At 72.7% G+C, this 14368-nt stretch carries 14 protein-coding genes and 1 tRNA gene; 9 read left to right on the top strand and 6 right to left on the bottom strand.

Annotated elements, in window-relative coordinates; all coding sequences use genetic code 11:
* Positions 1-10 precede the first annotated feature (10 nt).
* Positions 11-1372 (top strand): dipeptidase, encoded by a 1362-nt coding sequence (locus VHA72_RS04740; protein ID WP_325573293.1) that lies wholly within the window; start codon positions 11-13, stop codon positions 1370-1372.
* An 89-nt stretch (positions 1373-1461) separates the two neighbouring features.
* Complete coding sequence (locus tag VHA72_RS04735; protein ID WP_325573292.1) at positions 1462-2229, top strand: SDR family NAD(P)-dependent oxidoreductase; 768 nt, start codon at positions 1462-1464, stop codon at positions 2227-2229.
* Positions 2230-2255: 26 nt separating this feature from the next.
* Here VHA72_RS04735 and VHA72_RS04730 read toward each other — a convergent pair whose 3' ends face one another.
* Together VHA72_RS04730 and VHA72_RS04725 are read right to left on the bottom strand one after the other, a co-directional pair.
* Positions 2256-3938 (bottom strand): sensor histidine kinase, encoded by a 1683-nt coding sequence (locus VHA72_RS04730; RefSeq protein WP_325573291.1) that lies wholly within the window; start codon positions 3936-3938, stop codon positions 2256-2258.
* Entirely contained in the window at positions 3935-5647 is a 1713-nt protein-coding gene (locus VHA72_RS04725) for a sensor histidine kinase (protein ID WP_325573290.1), read from the bottom strand. The genes VHA72_RS04730 and VHA72_RS04725 overlap by 4 nt, the downstream gene beginning before the upstream one ends.
* 76 nt (positions 5648-5723) lie before the next feature.
* On the opposite strand from VHA72_RS04725, the gene purF reads away from it, so the two are divergent.
* The 3 genes from purF to VHA72_RS04710 all read left to right on the top strand — a co-directional run bounded on the left by purF (position 5724) and on the right by VHA72_RS04710 (position 8688).
* Positions 5724-7265 carry an amidophosphoribosyltransferase gene (gene purF, locus VHA72_RS04720; RefSeq protein ID WP_325573289.1) on the top strand — a complete coding sequence of 514 codons (1542 nt, stop codon included), beginning with the start codon at positions 5724-5726 and terminating at the stop codon, positions 7263-7265.
* A 32-nt stretch (positions 7266-7297) separates the two neighbouring features.
* Positions 7298-8353 carry a phosphoribosylformylglycinamidine cyclo-ligase gene (purM, locus tag VHA72_RS04715; protein WP_325573288.1) on the top strand — a complete coding sequence of 352 codons (1056 nt, stop codon included), beginning with the start codon at positions 7298-7300 and terminating at the stop codon, positions 8351-8353.
* A gap of 161 nt (positions 8354-8514) precedes the next feature.
* Positions 8515-8688: a DUF3073 domain-containing protein gene (locus VHA72_RS04710; protein ID WP_325573287.1), complete on the top strand. Its 174-nt coding sequence runs from the start codon at positions 8515-8517 to the stop codon at positions 8686-8688.
* 4 nt (positions 8689-8692) lie between these two features.
* Here the strand turns inward: VHA72_RS04710 and VHA72_RS04705 are convergent, their stop codons facing one another.
* Positions 8693-10021 carry a hypothetical protein gene (locus tag VHA72_RS04705; RefSeq protein WP_325573286.1) on the bottom strand — a complete coding sequence of 443 codons (1329 nt, stop codon included), beginning with the start codon at positions 10019-10021 and terminating at the stop codon, positions 8693-8695.
* A gap of 135 nt (positions 10022-10156) precedes the next feature.
* Here VHA72_RS04705 and VHA72_RS04700 point away from each other — a divergent pair, with 135 nt between their 5' ends.
* Together VHA72_RS04700 and VHA72_RS04695 are read left to right on the top strand one after the other, a co-directional pair.
* Entirely contained in the window at positions 10157-10330 is a 174-nt protein-coding gene (locus tag VHA72_RS04700; protein ID WP_325573285.1) for a hypothetical protein, read from the top strand.
* Positions 10330-11382: a hypothetical protein gene (locus VHA72_RS04695; protein ID WP_325573284.1), complete on the top strand. Its 1053-nt coding sequence runs from the start codon at positions 10330-10332 to the stop codon at positions 11380-11382. Before VHA72_RS04700 ends, VHA72_RS04695 begins: the two co-directional genes overlap by 1 nt.
* A 4-nt stretch (positions 11383-11386) precedes the next feature.
* On the opposite strand, the gene VHA72_RS04690 is transcribed toward VHA72_RS04695, so the two are convergent.
* Positions 11387-12157 (bottom strand): lysophospholipid acyltransferase family protein, encoded by a 771-nt coding sequence (locus VHA72_RS04690; RefSeq protein WP_325573283.1) that lies wholly within the window; start codon positions 12155-12157, stop codon positions 11387-11389.
* Positions 12158-12265: 108 nt separating this feature from the next.
* Here VHA72_RS04690 and VHA72_RS04685 point away from each other — a divergent pair, with 108 nt between their 5' ends.
* A complete protein-coding gene (locus VHA72_RS04685; protein WP_325573282.1) occupies positions 12266-12928 on the top strand; it encodes a class I SAM-dependent methyltransferase in 663 nt (220 codons plus the stop codon).
* 51 nt (positions 12929-12979) lie between these two features.
* Here the strand turns inward: VHA72_RS04685 and VHA72_RS04680 are convergent.
* Positions 12980-13056 (bottom strand) — tRNA-Phe (locus VHA72_RS04680).
* 62 nt (positions 13057-13118) lie between these two features.
* On the opposite strand from VHA72_RS04680, the gene VHA72_RS04675 reads away from it, so the two are divergent.
* Positions 13119-13880, top strand: coding sequence for an alpha/beta hydrolase family protein (locus VHA72_RS04675; RefSeq protein ID WP_325573281.1), 762 nt, complete (start codon positions 13119-13121; stop codon positions 13878-13880).
* Here VHA72_RS04675 and VHA72_RS04670 read toward each other — a convergent pair.
* The coding region (locus tag VHA72_RS04670) for a helix-turn-helix domain-containing protein (protein WP_325573280.1) at positions 13865-14368 on the bottom strand (504 nt) is incomplete at its 5' end. The two genes, VHA72_RS04675 and VHA72_RS04670, sit on opposite strands and share 16 nt — an antisense overlap.

Here is a 14368-nt window from a genome sequence, read left to right as displayed (position 1 = left end):
GGCTGGGGCCATGACCGACCTCAAGGCGACCGTCCACGACCTCATGCCGGCCCTGCTGGAGGACCTCAAGGACCTGGTCCGGATCCAGTCCGTCAGCGCCGACCCGGCCCGGCTGGGCGAGGTCGAGAAGAGCGCACAGAAGACCGCCGACCTGTTCGCGGCCGAGGGCTTCGAGGTCGAGATCGTGCGGGCGTACGACGGTGCGCCGCCGGCCGTCGTCGGCGAGCGGAAGGGCCCCGAGGGTGCACCCACGGTGCTGCTCTACGCCCACCACGACGTCCAGCCGGAGAACGACCCGGCCGACTGGGAGAGCGCGCCCTTCGAGCCGACGCTGCGCACGGACGAGCGGGGCGGTGAGCGGCTCTACGGCCGCGGCGCCGCCGACGACAAGGCCGGCATCGCGATGCACCTCGGCGCGATCCGGGCGCTGGCCCGCTCGAACGAGCACGGTGACCTGCCGGTCACCGTCCGGCTCTTCATCGAGGGCGAGGAGGAGGTCGCCAGCGCGACCCTGCCCGAGCTGCTGGAGAAGTTCCAGGAGCGGCTGCGCGCCGACGTGATCGTGATCGGCGACTCCGGCAACTGGGACATCGGCGTACCGGCCCTGACCACCAGCCTGCGCGGGCTGATCCGCGTCGACGTCGAGGTCCGCACCCTGACCCATGCCGTCCACTCCGGCATGTGGGGCGGCCTGGTGCCGGACGCCCTGATGGCGCTGACCCGGCTGCTCAACACACTGTGGACCGAGGACGGCTCGGCGGCCGTCGAGGGCCTGGTCAGCGGTCCGGCCGCGGATGTGGACTACCCCGAGGACCGACTGCGCGCCGAGTCGGGCGCGGCGCCCGGCACCCACTGGGTCGGGACCGGCTCCACCGTCGAGCGGCTGTGGACGAAGCCGGCCATCACCGTCACCGGCATCGACGCACCCAAGGTCGACGGCGCCTCCAACACCCTGGTGCCCTCGGCCCGGGCCAAGGTCACCATCCGGATCGCCCCCGGCGACACCAGCGAGAACGCCGTCAAGCGGCTCCGGGAGCACCTCGAGAAGCACGTCCCGTGGGGCGCGGAGCTCTCCACCACGGTGGTGGACACCGGTGAGCCGACAGTCCTGGAGGCCACCGGCCCCGCCTACGACGCGGCTCGCGCCGCCTTCACCGAGGCATGGGACGGCACCGCGCCGATCGACATGGGCGTGGGCGGCTCGATCCCGTTCATCGCGGAGTTCAAGGAGGCCTTCCCGGCGGCGAGCGTGCTGGTCACCGGCGTCGAGGACCCCGACACTCGAGCACACGGCCCCAACGAGGGACTGCACCTGGCGGAGTTCGAGCGGGTCGTCCTGGGCGAGGCGCTGCTGCTGCGCAACCTCGGCTGAGCCCGGCCGGCCGGTGGCGCCGGGCCTGGGGGTTACCGGGACCTCCTAGCGGGCCGGCGTACCGGTCCGAGCGAGCGGAAGGAGCGGGAATGCTGCTGAAGGACCGGACCATCGTCGTCACCGGCGGCAACAGCGGGATCGGCGAGGCGATCGTGCTGGCGGCGGCGCGCGAGGGCGCCAACGTCGTCATCGACTACGTCGCGCACCCGGACGAGGCCGCCGCCCTCGTCCAGCGCATCGAGCAGGTCGGCGGTCGCGCCGTGGGCATCCAGGCGGACGTCTCCAAGTCCAAGGACCTGCATGCGATGGTGCGCAAGGCGGTGGACGCCTTCGGCCGCCTCGACGTCCTGGTCAACAACGCCGGCATCGAGAACCGGACCGGTCTGCTCGACACCACCGAGGCCGACTTCGAGAAGGTGATGGCCGTCAACATGAAGAGCGCCTTCTTCGGCAGCCAGGCGGCAGCCAAGCAGTTCATCGCCCAGGGCGGCGGTGGGCTGATCATCAACATCTCCTCGGTGCACGAGGACTGGCCGATGCCGGGGAACATCGCCTACTGCGTCTCCAAGGGCGGCATCCGGATGCTCACCCGGACCGCCGCCGTCGAGCTGGGCGAGCACGGCATCCGGATGATCAACGTCGCACCCGGCGCGGTCAGCACCCCGATCAACGCCTCCACGGAGGCCGACCCGGAGAAGATGAAGAGGCTCGACGCCGCCATCCCGCTGGGGCGGATGGCCGATGCCGACGAGATCGCCGACGTGGTCGTCTTCCTGGCCTCCGGGAAGGCCGGCTACATGACCGCGACGACCGTGACCGTCGACGGCGGCATCACGCAGGGCAGCGTCGGTCTCTGAGTCGGTCTCTGAGTCGGGGCGCGACGCTAGCGCCGGTACGCCGGCAGCGTCACCCGGACCGTCGTCCCCGACCCGGCCGCGGAGTCCAGCTCGATCCGGCCGCGGTGGCGGCGCACGATCCGGTCGACGATCGCCAGGCCCAGGCCGCTGCCCGGCTCGCCGGCCTCGGCGGCGGCCCGGCCGCGGAAGAAGTCGTCGTACACGTGCGGCTGCTCCTGCGGATCGATGCCGCGCCCGGTGTCGGCGACCGTCAGCACGACGTCCTCGGGGTCGCGGTGCAGGCGGACCACCACGCCGCCGCCGTCCGGGGTGTACTTCACCGCGTTGCCGAGCAGCTCGACCAGCAGCCGCTCCAGTTCGGCGGCGGTGCCGCTGGCCTCCACCGGGTGCGGCGGCAGCCGCGAGGTGATGGTCAGGCGGCGGCGCTCGGCCGCGACGGCGGTCAGGTCGGTGACCCGGCGGACCACCGACGCCAGGTCGACGGCGCGCCGCACCGGGGTGTGGTCGGGATGGGCGAGCCGAGAGAGCAGCAGCAGGCTCTCGGCCACCCGCAGCATCCGCCGGGCCCCGTCGTGGATGCCGTCCACGGCGGTCTCGTCCAGCCCGTCGGGTCCGTTGACCGCCCGGTCCAGCGCTTCCTGGATCGCCCCGAGCGGATCCTGCAGCTGCGCCGCGACGGTGGCGATCAGCCCGCTCTGGTAGCGGTCCAGCTCGGCCAGGTCGCGGATCAGCTGCCGCTCGCGCTCGCGGGCGCGGGCCCGGCGCAGCACCAGGCCGAGGTCGCGGCCGATGTCGATCCCGGCGGCGTACTCGCTCTCGGTCCAGGCCGGTGCCCCGGTCTCGCGCAGCAGGGCGAGCGAGCCGAGGCACTCCTCGCCGGCGCCGAGTGGGACGACCAGCATCGAGTCCAGGTCGTTGGCCGCCAGATGGGCCCGTACGGCCGCGACGTTCTCGGGTGGGCCGTCGGCGTTGCGCAGCTGGGAGAGTCCGACGATGCCGGCCTGGCCCCGGCGCCACAGCCGGTCCGCGGCGGCATGCGAGATCGAGCCCAGCGCCGGGTCCAGGGCGATCGGCCGCTCGGAGGACTGGTGGACGAAGCCGCTGTCGCTGTCGAAGACCCGCAATCGCAGCCCGACCAATCCGAACGCCGAGCTGAGGGCCGGCCCGAGCTCCTCGATCGCGCCGGTCACGGTGGCGTGGGCGGCGGCCAGCCGGACCACGTCGCGGGCGGCCGTCGCCAGTCGGGCGGTCTCGGCGAGTCGGTCGCGCTCGATCGCCGTGACGATCACGCGGGTCGCCTGCTCGGCGTACCGCTCCAGAAGCTCGCGCCTCGTCGGTCCGGGCAGCCGGCCGTCGTCGGGTACGCCGACCGTCAGGCAGGCCAGCAGCTCCCCGGACGGCGCGTGGATGGGGGCGATCAGCAGGTCCGCGGGATGCCATCGCGTCGGGTCGTCGGGCCGGGTGTGCTCCGGCAGCCGCCGGGCGAGCCTGAACCGGCCCCAGTCCTCGGCCGCCTTCAACACCTGGCGCAGCCGCTCGACCGGGACCCGGTCGCCGACGACCTCGCCCGGTCCGCCCGGTCCTCTCGACCCGGGGTCGTGTGCCACCGCCACGGTGACCAGCTCGTCGCAGTCGACGACCTTCACCGCGGCCAGGCCGAAGCCGATCAGGCGGCAGATCCCGTCGGCGATCAGCTGGTACGGCGTCATCGCGCCTCCCGCGGCAGCCGCACCCGGAACGTCGCGCCGGCGCCGAGCGCGGACTCCAGCTCGATCCGGCCACCGTGCCGCTCCACGATCCGGCGCACGATCGCCAGGCCGAGCCCGGTGCCGGGCTCCGCCCGGGCACGCGGGTTCGGCGAGCGGAAGAACTCGCTGAAGATGCGCCCCTGGTCCTCCTCGTCGATGCCGATGCCCTGGTCGGCGACGGTGAGCACGACCTCGTCCGGCGTGGGCTGGACGCCGACCCGGATTCGGCCGCCGTCGGGGGAGTACTTGATCGCGTTGCCGACCAGGTTCATCACCACGCGGTCGAGCTCGGCAGCGTGTCCGGTGACCAGCACCGGGTCGGCCGGGCAGCGCAGTGCGAGGGTGAGGCCGCGCCGGCCGGCCGCGTCGCCGACCAGGTCGACCACGTCGCGCGCGATCGCCGCCAGGTCGACGGGTACGACGTCGGCGGGGTCGTCCTCCGCTCCCATCTCGCCGAGCGTGCGCAGGTCGGCCACGATGCTCACCATCCGCTGCACGCTGCGATCGACGGCGGCGAGGACCTGCGCCACGTTCTCCGGGGCGGCCGTCTCGGCCAGCTCGAGGTTGGTCAGGATCGCGGTGAGCGGGTTCTTCAGCTCGTGCGAGACGGTGGCGACCATCTCGCTCTTGTGGGCGTCGAGCGCACGTAGGTCGGCGAGCAGCTCCCGGTCGCGCTGGTCGGCACGCGCGTTGAACAAGATCGCGCCCAGGTCGCGGCCGATCTCGCGGACGGCCTCGATCTCGAGGCCGGTCCACCGCGGCGCGCCGCGGGTGCGCACCATCGTGACCTGAGCCAGGCACTCCGAGCCGGCCCCCAGCGGGGCGTAGAGCATCGACTCCAGGTCCTGGTCGGCCAGGTACCGCTCGGCGAGGGCGACCGGCTCGGTGTTCGACTCGTCGACGTGGTGTCGCTCGCCGCGGCCGTACACACCGATCGCCTGCTCGGCCCACAGCCGGCTCGCGATGGCGGGCGCGTACGGCACGAACCGGGGGTCGAGAGTGATCGGCGGCCGTTCGGTCAGCGGCGCGGCGGCGTGGGCGAGCACGGGCGCCTCGCCGTCCTCGCCGAAGAGCTGGATCCACAGCGCGGCGAGTCCGAAGTGTGTCACCAGCGCCTCGCCGAGCTCGGTCAGGATCGACTCGACCGGCTGGTCCCCGGCGACGTGGTGGGTGGCCCGGCGGACCAGTGCCCGGGCGGCCTCCGCGTGACGGACCTGCTCGGCGACGCGCTCGCGCTCCAGCGCCGTCACGATCGCGCTGCCGGCCTGCTCGGCACACAGGTCGAGCCGGTCGCGCAGCGCCGGATCCGGCCGCCGGCCGCTGACGGGGCGGTCCAGCCGGAACAGCCCGCGCAGGTCCCCGCTGGCGTCCACGAGCGGGGCGAACAGCAGGTCGCCGTCATGCCAGCGTCCGTCGTCGGGCGCGCCGTCGGCTGGCCGGAAGCGGAACCGGCCCCACGGCTCGGCCCGCTCGATCAGCTTCGGTACGGCGTCGAGGCCGTCGGGGCACTCGGCCCCGTCACCGACCCCGGCGACCGCCTCCAGCCGGCCGTCCGGCCGCACCAGGTGGATGGCGGCGCGACCGAAGCCGCCCAGCAGCGCGGTGGCGTCGACGATCAGCTGCAGCGTGGCAACGGTGACCTCGTCGGCGGGCGCGGCGGCTGGTGACACCGCACCAGGGTGCGTCACGCCGCCGTACCTTGTCGTCGTTTCGGCCCTATCCATGACCGGCCCGTAGAATCGGCGCGTGCCCTCCACCAGTCGTGGCCCGCGCCGCGGGGGCGATGGTCGTCTGACCACCGCCCTCGACCCGCAGGACCAGGGTCCCCAGGACCAGTGCGGCGTCTTCGGCGTCTGGGCTCCGGGTGAGGACGTCGCCAAGCTGACGTACTTCGGGCTCTACGCGCTGCAGCACCGCGGTCAGGAGTCGGCCGGCATCGCGGTCAGCAACGGCCGGCAGATCCTGGTCTACAAGGACATGGGTCTGGTCTCGCAGGTCTTCGACGAGTCCACGCTGAACTCGCTCAAAGGCCACCTGGCCGTCGGTCACGCCCGGTATTCCACCACCGGAGCCAGCACCTGGGAGAACGCCCAGCCCACGTTCCGGCCCACCGCCGACGGCTCGATCGCGCTGGGGCACAACGGCAACCTGATCAACACCCACGAACTGCGCGAGCTCGTCGGCCGGCTGCCGGACCGCGCCGGCGACCCGGTGCGCGCCGCCGAGCCGGTCTCGACCAACGACACCTCGCTGCTCACCGAGCTGCTCGCCCACCACCCCGACAGCAGCCTGGAGCAGCGCGCGCTGGAACTGTTGCCGAAGGTCAAGGGCGCGTTCTGCCTGGTCTGGATCAACGAGAACACGCTGTATGCCGCCCGCGACCCGCAGGGCATCCGGCCGCTGGTGCTGGGTCGGCTCGACCGCGGTTGGGTGGTCGCCTCCGAGGACGCCGCACTGGCCACGGTCGGCGCCAGCGTCGTCCGCGAGATCGAGCCGGGCGAGATGGTCGTCATCGACGAGGACGGGCTGCGCTCCTACCGATTCGCCGAGCCGGAGCGCAAGGGCTGCGTCTTCGAGTACGTCTACCTGGCCCGCCCCGACGCCAACATCGCCGGCCGCAACGTGCACGAGTCGCGGGTCGAGATGGGCCGTGTGCTCGCTCGCGAGTATCCGGTCGAGGCCGACCTGGTCATCCCGGTGCCCGAGTCCGGCACCCCCTCGGCGACCGGCTACGCCGAAGAGTCTGGCATCCCGTTCGGCCAGGGCTTCGTGAAGAACTCCTACGTCGGCCGCACGTTCATCCAGCCCAGCCAGACCCTGCGCCAGCTCGGCATCCGGCTCAAGCTCAACGCCCTGGAGCACATGATCCGCGGCAAGCGGATCGTCGTGGTCGACGACTCGATCGTGCGCGGCAACACCCAGCGCGCCCAGGTGCGGATGCTGCGCGAGGCCGGCGCGCTCGAGGTGCACGTGCGGATCTCCAGCCCGCCGGTGAAGTGGCCCTGCTTCTACGGCATCGACTTCGCCACCCGCGCCGAGCTGATCGCCAACGGCCTCGACGTGGAGGAGATCGCCTCCTCCATCGGCGCCGACTCGCTGGGCTACATCTCACTGGAGGGCATGATCGGGGCGACCCGCCAGCCCGCCGACCAGCTGTGCGCCGCCTGCTTCACCGGCGAGTACCCGGTGGCGCTCCCCGACGAAAGCCTGCTCGGCAAGCACCTGCTCGAGGTGTCGCTGCAGTCCCCGACGGTCGGCAAGGCCCTCCCGGTCCTCAACAACCCCTGATCTCGACCAGCTCGATCCCCGAGGAGACGTCCGTGACCACTCCGACGAACGCCTACGCCGAAGCCGGCGTCGACATCCACGCCGGCGACCGCGCTGTCGAGCTGATGAAGGAGTGGATCGAGAAGGCCCGCCGTCCCGAGATGGTGGGTGGCATCGGTGGGTTCGCCGGGCTGTTCGACGCATCGTTCCTCAAGGCCTACCAGCGCCCGCTGCTGGCCACCTCGGCCGACGGCGTGGGCACCAAGGTCGCGATCGCGCAGGCCATGGACAAGCACGACACCATCGGCTTCGACCTGGTCGGCATGCTCGTCGACGACCTGGTGGTCTGCGGCGCGGAGCCGCTGTTCCTCACCGACTACATCGCCACCGGCAAGGTGGTCCCCGAGCGGATCGCCGCGATCGTCAAGGGCATCGCCGAGGCCTGCGTCGAGGCCGGCTGCGCGCTGGTCGGCGGGGAGACGGCCGAGCACCCGGGCCTGCTCTCGCCCGACGAGTACGACGTGGCCGGCTCCACGACCGGTGTGGTCGAGGCCGAGGCGCTGCTCGGCGCCGAGCGGGTGACCGCCGGCGACGTGGTCATCGCGATGGCGGCCAGCGGGCTGCACAGCAATGGCTACTCCCTGGTGCGGCACGTGCTGCTGCCGGCGTACTCCCTCGACCAGCGGGTCGACGAGCTCGACCGGACCCTCGGCGAGGAGCTGCTGGTGCCCACCAAGATCTACGCCAAGGCCTGCCTGGCGTTGGCCCGCGGGACCCGGACGCACGCCATGTCCCACGTCACCGGCGGCGGCCTGGCGGCCAACCTCGAGCGCGTCCTCCCGGACACGGTCTCGGTCCGGATCGACCGCGCCAGCTGGACCCCGGCGCCGATCTTCGACCTGGTGCGCCGTACCGGCGACATCGCCCAGGCCGACCTCGAGATGACGCTCAACTGCGGTGTCGGCATGGTCGCCCTGACCGCTCCCGACGACGTGGACGCCGCACTCGCGCTGCTGGCCGAACACGGCGTCGACGCGTGGGTCGCCGGCGAGGTCGACGCGACCCCGGGCGGGCGGGTCGAGCTGGTCGGCCAGCACCCCGGCTGGTGACCTCTGCGGGGCCGCTGACGTGACGTTCACCGCCCGCGAACGCATTTTGGCGCCGCGAGTGTGCGGGAACGCCCTGTCAGCAGGTAGCGTTGGCCCCACGAGAACTCTTTGAGACAGTCCCGGGAGCTATCCCGGCCAAGTGTGCGAGGGGGCTGGACCCTATGGGGCGCGGCCGAGCGAAAGCCAAGCAGACGAAGGTCGCACGCGACCTGAAGTACCGCACTCACGACACCGACTTCGGTGCGCTGGCGCGTGAGCTGCATGGCGACACGGACAACACCGAGACCGAAGAGGTCGAGGAGTGGCCGGACTACCGGGGGTCCTCGCGCGACTGAGGCGTCAGCCGGCGCCCTCGGCGATCACCACGTCGCCGTGGGTGCCGTAGCCCAGCAGCTCACCGCCGGCCCGCGTGCCGTCGAACCCGACCAGCAGCAGCCGGTCGCCGACCGGTAGCAGCGTCGGCCAGGGGATGTTCGTCGGGTACGGCGCCTCGATCGCGCCGAGCTCGTTCATGGCCAGGTCGAAGACCGGGTAGCGCTCGCGCTGTCCGCGTCGACCGTCTCGGCCGTCGCTCGCCAGCACCCGCCAGGCTCCGTCTAGGCGGGCCAGCGTGGTGCCCTCGGTCGCGCGCCGCCGGGCGTCGACGCCGCGCAGGGTGAGTCGGTCCAGGCTGGGCCCGCCCGCGAGCACGGGGTGGAACCGGAAGAACCGGCGGGCGCTGACGTAGCCCACCAGCCACTCGTCGTCGGTGCGCACCAGGTGCGGGTCCCAGACCCCGACCGAGGCGAAGCCGTCGGTCGGCAGCGCCAGCGGCTCGGTGTCCAGCACGTGCCGCCCGGCCAGCAGGTCGGCGTCCGTGTGGGCCAGCGTCACGCCCACGCTCGCGCCCCGGCGGTTGGGGTCGAAGTCGCCCCACGTGCTGGTGGCGACCAGCCAGCGTGCCTGCCCTGAGCCTGTCGAAGGGTCGCGCACCAGGTGGGTGGCGTGGTCGCCGTACACGCCGGGTCGGTCGGGCCGCCGGAAGAACAGGTCGCTGCGGTGCTCCAGCGCCAGCGTCTCCGGGTCGAGCGTCCAGACCGAGGTGTGCGCGGTGTCGAAGAAGCCCGGCCCGGCGCTGGTGGCGCTGAGCACGGCCCGCCCCTCCAGCAGGTACGGCGTCCCGTCCGCGTGGCTGACCACCCGCAGGTCCCGTAGCCCCAGCTGGCCGAACCCGCCCGCCTCGACCCGGTCGACCCGACCCGAGTGACTCACCGCCAGGCCGGCCAGCCAGGACTCGTCCCGCGTGTCGATCCGATCGGCCAGGTCGATCCGGGCGCGGGCGGTCCAGGCGCCGTTCGCGCGGGTGAGCGCGGTCAGGTGAGTGCCGGTCAGGGTGAGCGCGAGCTGGTCGGGAGTGCTGTCGACGCGGCCGTGGCGGCGGCTGCGATGGGTGCTGGTGCGGCCGGCGGTGGTGACCGCCACGGTGACCAGGCCGTCGGCGTACGAGGCGGCGAGGTGGTCGGCGCCCGAGGACCAGCGGATGGTGACCCGCCCCGTGATGCCGGACGCGACCAGCGCCGCCGACGGTGCCGGCTGCGGGCAGGGGCCGTCGCTGGTGGTCTGGACCGGTTCTGCCACCAGCGCGATCGGGCGGAGCCGGGCGAACGGGACGAAGCGTGGCGGTGTCACGAGGGAGAAGTATCCGTGTCTCTTTGTCTCAGGTGTGACGGGCGTCGCACGATGAGCGGTCTGGGAGGGAGGCCCAACGTGAACGAAGAAGTCCTTGCCTCGCTTGCCGGGCGACTCGGGGTGGATCCGGAACGCTTGGCGGACCTGGCGTCGCTGGACGCCGGGCAGCTGTGGAAGCTCGACGCCGCCGTGGCCACCATGGTTGCCGTCGAGGACAACGCGATCGAGGTCGGCGTCCGCGAGACGCTGGAGTCGCTGCCCTGGCCGGTGCGCGGGGCGGCGCGGGGACTGCTCGGGATGGAGGCCTGATGTCCTATCCCGGATCGCGCCTGGAGGTCGCCAAGATCGCGCACGTGCTCGGCAGCGATCCGAGCGAGTTCTCGTTCCTCGCCGAAGTGCCGGCCGCCGTGATCCGTGAGCTGCGGCACGAGCTGCTGGCGGCGACGTACCGCCGGCACGAGGCCCGCTTCGAGCGCCTGGCCGGCGTCAGCAAGATGGTGCCGCCCTCGGTGACCGCGGCGATCGCGCAGAAGGCGCTCGGCCCGCAGATCGCCGCCCGCGTCGCCGGCGTCCTGCCGGTCGAGGACGCGGTGAAGATCGCCCGCCATCTGGAGCCCGAGTTCATCGCGGACATGGCGCCCCACCTCGACCCCCGCCGGATCGGCCCGCTGGTCGCCCAGCTCGCCGACGACTTCATCGTCGACGTCGGCCGGCTGCTGCTGCGGCGGCGCGAGTGGGTCACCGCCGCACGGCTGGTTCCGGTGGTCGCCCTGGAGCCGCTGACCGAGCTGGTCGGCCTGATCGGCGGCGCGGAGATGCTCCAGATCGCGCTGTACGCCGACGAGCCCGCCGACCTCGAGCGGGTCATCGACCTGCTCCCCGACGAGCGGCTCGGCTCGCTCGTGCAGGCGATGGCGATCTCGGCGCACCTGGACGAGGCGGTCATGCTGGTCGAGTCGCTCTCGACCACCAGCGTGGCGCGGATCCTGGCCCAGGTGGCGCAGCAGGAGGCGCCGGTGCGCAACCTGTTCGTCGACACGGTGCACCGCATCCGGGCCTGGGAGGCGGCCATCCCCGGCATGTCCCAGCTGCCCGCCGAGACGCTGCCGGCGTTGGCCAACGTGCCGGCCACGCTGGATCCCCAGGTCATGTCGATGGTGATCGAGGCGGCACGCACTCTCGACCGTGGGCCGTGGCTGGTGCTGCTGCTGATCTCGCTCGACGACGAGCACGTGGAGGCGCTGACTCAGGTGCCGGCCCTGCAGGACCCGGAGATGGTGGCCTGGATCGTCGACAGCGTGGGTGCCTCGCAGCGCATCGTCAGCGCGGTGCTGCGCGACCTGGGGGCTGCGATCGCCTGACGTATCACCCCCGGCCGGCGCGGGCGCGGGCCGCCTTGCGCTCGGCTCGCAGCCGGCGCTCCTCGACGTACATCTGCTCGGCCTCGGCCAGGGTGGGCGCCGAGCCGCCGTAGGCCTGCGGCAGCCACCACGAGCCCGGCGGCTGCTCCTGCGCCGGGTGCTTGCGGATCAGCCGGTCGAGCATCTCCTCCATCCGTGCCCGGAGCTCGGCGGTCTCGGCGGCCGGGTCGATCGCGGTCGGGTGCATCGGCTCGCCCACCTCGATGCCGATGGTGCGGTGCCGGGAGAAGTCGGCCTTCTGGCCCTTGGTGAGCAAGCGCTGGGTGCCCCACAGCACGACCGGGATCAGGGGTACGCCGGCGTCGGCGGCGATCCGCACCGCACCGCTCTTGAGCTCCTTGATCAGGAAGCTGCGCGAGATGGTGCCCTCGGGGAAGATCCCGACCAGCTCGCCCTCGCGCAGCTTCTGTGCCGCCGTCTGCATGCCCTCCCGCCCGGAGGCGCGGTCGATGCTGATGTGGTGGAAGGAGCGCATCACCGGGCCGCCGATCGGGTGGTCGAACACCTCCCGCTTCGCGATGAACCGGGTCAGCCGACCGCGCTCGGCGCCCGGGTAGCCGGCCAGCACGTAGTCGACGTAGGACAGGTGGTTGATCGCCAGCAAGGCGCCGCCCTCGGTGGGGATGCGCTCGGTGCCGGTGAGATCGATCCGGACGTCGCCGAGCTTCACCCAGGCGCGGGCGGCGGCGATGACCGCGGGGTAGATGAGATCCATGGTGAGCCCATGCTGGCTGTCTTCACCCGCGGTTTCCTGTGGAGACGGCGTGGATCGGGTCCCGGATTTTGTTCGCAGCGGACAAAGGAGAGCAACTAGCCTGAGCCCGTGACCGGTTGGCGACGCGGCAGCGACGTGAGCGACACCTGGCGACTGGATCATCCGTGGGCGACGGTCTACACGTTCGGGATGCGTCACCGCCTGCTCGCCGGTGCGGTCGGCCGGGTGGCGTTCGGCACCGACCTCGCCGGGATGTACGACGCCATCGCCGCGATCCGCGACGTACCGGCCGGTGGCACGGTGCTCGATGTCCCCTGCGGCGGCGGGGTGGCGCTGTCCGGGCTGGTGGGCGCGCCGCCACTGCGCTACGTCGCTGTGGACATCGCGCCCGCGATGCTGCGGCGCACGGCACGGATGGCGGCCCGGCTCGGTGTCGTCGTCGAGACCCTCGAGGCCGACGTGGCCGCGCTGCCGCTGCAGGACCGTTCCGTCGACCTCTGCCTCAGCCTCACCGGGCTGCACTGCTTCCCGGACCCGCGGGCCGCCGTACGCGAGCTGGCCAGGGTCAGCCGGGACCGGATCGCGCTGACCTGGCTGCGCTCGGACGCGGGCCTGCGCTACCGGCCGATCCTCGCCGCCGGTCGCGCCGCCGACCTGGTGGGGCGCTCGGCCACCGCCGACGAGGTCGGCGGCTGGCTGGCCGAGGCCGGCTTCGACGTGACCGTCCAGGTCGACGGCTCCTTCGGGTACGCCCAGGCCCGGCGCGGCTGATCCCGCCCACGAAGGCCGAACGCCCCCGACGGATCGGGGGCGTTCGACGGGTGGTGGCCAGGGGCGGGGTCGAACCGCCGACCTATCGATTTTCAGTCGATCGCTCGTACCAACTGAGCTACCTGGCCAAGCCGTGGGCAGACATTACCGGAGATTCGCGTGCGGCCACGAATCGGGCACCATTCTCCCCGTGGCCGAACGCGTGCACTTCTCCAGCTCCACCGGACCGACCCTCGCCGGACTGATCGACCTGCCTCAAGGAGAGGTCAGAGGCTGGGGACTGTTCGCCCACGGCTTCACCCTCGGCAAGGACTCGCCGGCCGCGGCCCGGATCTGCCGGCAGCTGGCCAGCGAGGGCATCGGCATGTTGCGCTTCGACAATCTCGGCCTCGGCGACTCCGAGGGTGACTGGGGCGACGGCTCGTTCACCGTGAAGGTCGACGACACCGTGCTGGCGGCCCAGTTCATGGCCGATCGCGGCACCCCCGCCGACCTGCTCGTCGGGCACTCCTGGGGAGGCGCCGCGGTGATCGCGGCGGCCTGCCGCGCGCCCGGCGTACGGGCCGTGGTGACGGTCGGGGCGCCGGTGGACCCGAGCCATGTCGAGCATCAGTACGACGCCGTGGTCGGTCGGGTGCTCGCCGACGGGGCCGCGCAGTGGCTGGTCGGCGGTCACAAGGCGCTGACCCTGAAGCGGGCCTTCGTGGAGGACGTGCGCCGGGCCGACCTGCACGAGGCGATCCGCAACCTGCGGCTGCCGCTGCTGGTGATGCACTCGCCGACCGACGACACCGTCGCGATCGACAATGCCAGCGCCATCTTCCAGCTGGCCCGCCACCCGCGCAGCTTCGTCTCCCTCGAGGGCTCCGACCACCTGCTCACCAAGCCGGGCCAGGCCCAGCGCGCCGCCCGGATCACCAGCGCCTGGGCGGACCCCTACCTCAGCTGCTGACGGCGGGCCTGGCCGGCGGTGATCCCGAACCGCCGGCGGAAGGCCTGCGAGAAGTGCGACATCGACGTGAACCCGCAGCGCACGGCCACGTCCACGGTCCGTACGTCGGTGTCCGCGGCGCTGGCGAGGATGCTGTGCGCCAGGTCGAGCCGGCGGCCGAGGATGTGGCGCGGCACGGAGGTGCCGGCCTCGGCGAACAGCCGTGACAGGTGCCGCTCGGAGATGCCCGCGCCGGCCGCCACCTCGGCGGCGGAGAGGCGCGGGTCGGCCAGGTGGTCGTCGATGAATGCCCGGGCAGCGGCCCGGTGGGCGATCGGCAGCCCGACCCGGCCCTCGGTGGCGATCACGGAGACCAGCTCGAGCACGGCGCGCTCCTCGGCCGGGACCGGCACGCGAGCGCGCACCGCCCGGCCCACCAGGGTGACCAGGGCGCGGGCGTAGGGGTCCGCGGCCGCGTCGAGCACCAGCGGCCGGCTCAGCTCGGGCAG

It is taken from the genome of Nocardioides sp. (assembly GCF_035547795.1).
Lineage (GTDB): Bacteria > Actinomycetota > Actinomycetes > Propionibacteriales > Nocardioidaceae > Nocardioides.
Note: the sequence above shows the minus strand (reverse complement) of the source record. Positions and strands in the feature narration are given on the sequence as shown.